The sequence below is a fragment of the Buttiauxella sp. genome (genome assembly GCF_035271705.1).
GTDB lineage: Bacteria > Pseudomonadota > Gammaproteobacteria > Enterobacterales > Enterobacteriaceae > Buttiauxella.
The window spans coordinates 1-5,386 of the sequence record NZ_DATERI010000026.1 but is presented as its reverse complement, the minus strand read 5'-3'; the positions used below and the strand labels follow the sequence as shown (position 1 = coordinate 5,386).

4 protein-coding genes are annotated in these 5,386 nt (G+C 50.9%); all 4 read right to left on the bottom strand.

The window, feature by feature from the left end:
• The coding region (locus VJY99_RS02020) for a PAS domain-containing protein (protein ID WP_324115858.1) at window positions 1-1,368 on the bottom strand (1,368 nt) is incomplete at its 3' end.
• A gap of 333 nt (window positions 1,369-1,701) precedes the next feature.
• Window positions 1,702-2,529: a polyphosphate kinase 2 gene (gene ppk2, locus VJY99_RS02015; protein ID WP_324115856.1), complete on the bottom strand. Its 828-nt coding sequence runs from the start codon at window positions 2,527-2,529 to the stop codon at window positions 1,702-1,704.
• A gap of 74 nt (window positions 2,530-2,603) precedes the next feature.
• The gene (locus VJY99_RS02010) at window positions 2,604-4,301 is read right to left on the bottom strand and encodes a SulP family inorganic anion transporter (RefSeq protein WP_324115854.1); all 1,698 of its coding nucleotides are present in this window, start codon (window positions 4,299-4,301) and stop codon (window positions 2,604-2,606) included.
• Between the two features lie 419 nt (window positions 4,302-4,720).
• On the bottom strand, window positions 4,721-5,386 hold a 666-nt coding region (locus VJY99_RS02005; protein WP_324115852.1), incomplete at its 5' end, for a hypothetical protein.

The following is a 5,386-nucleotide window of genomic DNA, read 5'->3' as shown; positions in this document are numbered from 1 at the left end:
TTGCTCATGCAATTCAGTCACATCGGTGGAAATACCCACCAGTGCGGGCAGTTGACCCGGCAATTGCGCTGGCACCTTAACTGATGAGTAATAACGGGTTTCCCCCTGCGCATTGACAGCAACTTCGGTGAAATTATGCTTAATACCCGAAGTGAGCACTTTGCTATCGTTGACCCAGAAATCATCGGCAATCTTCTGTGGCAGCATATCGCTGTCCAGCCGGCCGATGACCTGTTCAACGGGGAGGTCATACAAGGCAGCGGTGTTCGCATTGACGTAAGCGAAGCGCCGATCGTTGGTTTTGAAATAGACACAGGCATCCACGGAGTCAAGAACCAGGTTCAGTAATGTGTTCTGCTGACGATACCGCTGGAAAAATCGCATCAACAGCCACTGGAGTACAGCCAGACAGACAAATAACAGCACGGAAAAGGCCACCTCGAGGCGCCATTTGAACAGGTACTCGTTCTTGCTGGCACCGACCACCTGCAGCCACTGACTCTGATGCAGTGGCTGCAACACCGCAAGCCGCTCCACCCCGTCAATCGGCGACCGGAAGGATTTCACATTCGGTCCGTATCGGGTATCCAGCAAAGAGACTTTACCGCCGCCCTGCGACAGTACGTTATTCATCTTCACCGAACCTTCGTCATACGAATATCGATAGAAGATTTCGTGCGTGCGGCCATCAATAATAGTCAGGATACCGTTTTTGCCTAAGTTGAAACCCCGCTCAGCATCGGTATCAAGCAACGTCGACAAACTGTGCTGGCTGGTAAAGCCAATCACGCTGCCCAGCATAGAGCCGTCAGGAGAAGTGAGCCGTCGGTATATCGCCAGCCCACCTCCGCCTAGTTCAGGTGCCTGTGGACGGGAAACAAAAAAGGAAGCACTGATATCATCATGGATGGCCCGATATTGTGGCACATTCTGGAAGGTATGCGTCGCCAGCACGTTTGCTGGCAGGATAGAGGCTAACGGTAGATCAGAGTGAGATGCCACAATCTTGCCGGTTGGATCGAGAACAACAATCGCATCCAGCCATGAAGAACTGATTTCACTTTTCAACAGGGTGTTATCATTTAGCCGCGAATGGTCGGGATTACGGTTGACCAGCATCGCCTCGCCGACAGCCAGAAGCTGATAGCGAATGGTGGTATCGAGCTGTTCAAAGCTGCGTCGATGCATCGACGACACGTTTTTCAGGCTGTGCACCACGCCGTCTTCAATCCAGTTGCGCTCCAGATACAGGTAGCCAATGAACCCCACTCCTTGAATGAACAAGGCCAGCAGCAGCCAGCGTTTGGTCGCAAGGCCAGAGCATAACGAACCGATTAAAGACCACACACGCGCAAAAGAAAAATTCATATCAGCATTCATCTAAACCCAGGCCAGAGCAAAACCCATCACTCGTGAGAGATGAGTAACATCCCATTGCATGTATCAATGAAGTATTTGCAAAGATATACATACAATTTGTAATGTTACAGGCGTTGTGTTTAAGGAACTAATGATATTAGTAATAATTATTTTGCTAATGATATCTGCACTGACAAAAAAGAATAATTTTAACGATGACCGCTATCAAAAACTTGTTTGTCGGCGAGATCTTGGGGGAATAATGAGGGTTTCATTCAACATAAAATGAGAACCCACCAACTTAGCCAGCCGGGGCCGGTAGCGTTGGTGGGGAGCAGTTAATCAATAGCGCTCTTCAATCTTCCGGTACGGGTACTCAGGTTCAACATAGTCCCCGGCTTTCTCCCGCTTGGGTAGTTTGATTCCCTGTTCCTGGATCTTCTTGTAAGGAATGTGCCGCAGAATATGGCTGATGACGTTGAGCCGGGTTCTTTTTTTGTCATCCGACTGCGTGACATACCAAGGCGCCCAGGCGGTATCGCTGCTTAAGATCATCTCGTCGCGGGCGCGCGAGTAGTCGTACCAGCGACCATATGACGCAATATCCATCGGCGAGAGTTTCCAGGTTTTGCGACCATCCTTGATCCGGTCTTCCAGGCGCCTTGTCTGCTCATCCATACTCACGTCCAGCCAGTATTTAAGCAGGATGATGCCTGACGAGACGATTGCTTTTTCTACTATTGGAATAGAGTCGAGAAATTCTTTCGTTTGTTCTGGTGTGCAAAAGCCCATCACCCGCTCAACACCGGCACGGTTGTACCAGCTACGATCAAAGATAACCACTTCGCCCGCGGCAGGGAGATGACTGACGTAACGCTGCATGTACATCTGACTTTTTTCGCGCTCGGTCGGTGCAGGCAGAGCGAAAACCCGAAACACGCGCGGGCTCACGCGTTCGGTCAGTGCCTTGATTACCCCACCTTTACCCGCACCATCGCGACCTTCAAACAGAATGCAGACCTTGAGTCCATGCTGCTTCACCCATTCTTGCAGATGCACCAGTTCCACATGCAATTCAAACAAGTGTTTTTCATATTCCTTGGTGCCGAGTTTTTCGGCCACCTTCACAACGGCGGCAGGTATTGATTTTTTGCGTTTCTTCTTTGCCATATAGAACCTCACAGATCAGGGTTGAGCCACCACTTTACAGGGGAACTAATTCACACATTATGCCTTGCAGGTCGTTACGGGCATCCTCCAGCATCAATAGTCTGGGCTGCATACCGTTTCACAGCCTGTTCCAGGTTGAACAGCAGGCGTTCACGTCCAAGTGTTGCACCAAGCTCGGATTGCATCACAACGGTGAACACGCCAGGATTAAGCCCAACCAGTAGGAGAGTGATACCCAACTGGCTAAGATGCCGTTCGGCCTCGATCAACATCTTCAACGCGGTATATTCCAGATCAAATACAGCGCCTAAATCCAGGATCACGACTTTTGCCTGGCTTTGCAGAACCAATGACTTAATTTTCAATCGAATATGTTCGGCATTGGCAAAGAACATCCGGCCTTCCAGCCGTAACAACAACAAACCGGGGAAGGTTTCGTCTTCAGGATGTTCATCAGTACGCTGCCGGAAAACGTTTGTGCCGGGTTTGCGGCCCAGTACATGCACTGGAGGATTGGACACCTGCCATGCCAGTGCCACGCAAGACACAATGATTGCCGCCACTATGCCCTGCAGCGTACCGAGAAGGATGACGCCTGCCATCGACACCAAGGCCCACACAAACTCTGTGCGGCGGACCTTGAGTATATCGATGAATTCCGCCGGTTTTATCAGTCCGACCGAATACACAATCACAACGGCAGCTAGCGTAGCGTGCGGCATCAGCCCGATCAGCGGAGCCAAAACCAGCATGGTCACCAATGCAAGCAGTGAAGTGATCAGTCCAGCCAGCTGTGAACGTGCGCCAGCGAGACGATTTACCGCGGTCTGACTTGTGCCGCCACCCGCAGCCATGGCACCGAGTAGCGCGCCGCCCATGTTGGCCAGACCAACGGCATACAACTCGAGGTCGGGCCGGGGTACGGGTTCGTCGGCGCCAGCGAAGGCTCGGCCTGCTGCGATACTTTCAGTAAAGCTCATCAATGCGATACCAGTAGCCGCGGGCCAGAGATCAGCAAATAGATGCCAGTCCGGGAGTAGTACTGGTGGCAGCCCGATGGGCACGATCCCGACAATACTCACACCATGCTGATCCAGGTGCAGCAACTTGGTGGCCAGTATGGCCGCAGCAACGGCTATCAGCGGTGCGGGCCACCGGGGTGCCCAGCGCTCCATGCCCAGCAAAATAACCAGCATGCAAATCGTGACCAGCACCGTGAGCATCGACGCATGCGGAACACTGGCCAGGGTGGCCAGTACGTTGTGCCCGAACGAGCCCTTGTCGATATGGGTACCCATCAGTTTGGGCAACTGATCCAGCACAATGACAACCCCAATACCCGCCTTGAAACCGATCAACACTGGTTCGGAAATGAAGTTGGCTACAAATCCCAATCGCAGTACGCCTGCCAGCAACAAAATTATACCGACCAGAAATGCCAATGTGGCGGAGGCCATTGCCAGCGTACCTGCATCCGCGCTCGCAAAAGGCTGCAGGGCAGCGCCCGCCAGTATTGCCAGCGTGGTCGTGGTGCTCACACTGAGCGGCCGGGATGAACCCACGAAAGCATAAATCAACATCGGGATAAAGCAGGTGTACAGCCCGGCCTGAACAGGTAGCCCGGCGACGGTAGCATAGGCGAGCGCTTTGGGGAGGACGACCGCAGCGGCGGTTGCCCCTGCCAACAGATCCGGCTGCAACCAGGCTGCCTGATAACGCCGTAGCCACTCAGGTAATAACATTGCGATTCTGTGGCCGAATTGCGCGTTCATTGGTATAGCTCCTTAATTACCCTGACTGGCTATTGGGAAAATCGCTTTTGTTGTCTGGGCAATTTCACGTTGGGCTATTGAACAACTTGATACTCCGCCCTTGTCAGCACCACCTCAATGACTATTCCGCCCCTTTTGGCGGTTTCAATTTGAAATTGGCATCAGGTGCTGCTCCTGCTGTTTAGCAAAAATTGCTTTAGCAGCCATTGCTTTAACAGCTTAGGAGCTCCGGTTCAGTATTTCCATTACCGTTTACCCAGCAATGTGAAGCACCGCATCTTTGTTTCAACCAGAATTCAACGCTGAAAGCACCAAAATTCAACGGATCGAGGATTTACAGGCACCACGCTTTCTGCGCGGTTAGGTGAGGTTTGTTGGCAGGTGAGTAGTCAGCGTCATCCGCCAGATGAAGCTGTTTATTATCTCTCTTCAGTTGTCGAAGATTTTCGTATGGCTAATATTACGTTGAATAGTTGTTTTTTACGTCCATCCCAGTTTGCTTTCTTAAGAATTAAAGTATTCTCTGTGTAACGCGGATTAGCATGTTCATCACGCCAACTCACTAGCAGGCATTTAAGATTAATATAATTACTTTCCGAAAAACCTGCTTTGCCCATCTCTTTTCTTATGGCAACACATCTCGGTAAAGTTAAATTAATATCGGCCAACTCACCTAGCATTGACTGATTCTCTGTGTCTGTCATATCTACAACATCATCATTCGACATCGCATGTAGGATTATAACTTCAGAATCAGTAATGAGTTTGGTGTATTTTTTTTCAAACTTTGAATAGTAAGCATTATTTACTTTTGGGTTTGTTATTTTTTTTCTCATGACATTTGTTGTAGGGCTTACTGCACGACCTTCATTGATGACAGCGACAGTGGGTCTGAGCGTGCCAAAAGGAACACCGGGTGTAGATGCCCACAATGATGGACTGGTGGTCTGCTTCGTGAACCTGTGACTGGACTTCAGGGGAAGGCGGCTCTGGCTACAATCTGCCGAGAGACCGCCGTATAAGCGTCTAGCGAAGAGGGGGTTAGTTGTTGTTGTCCACCTGACGACGCAGCAGGTCGTCAATGG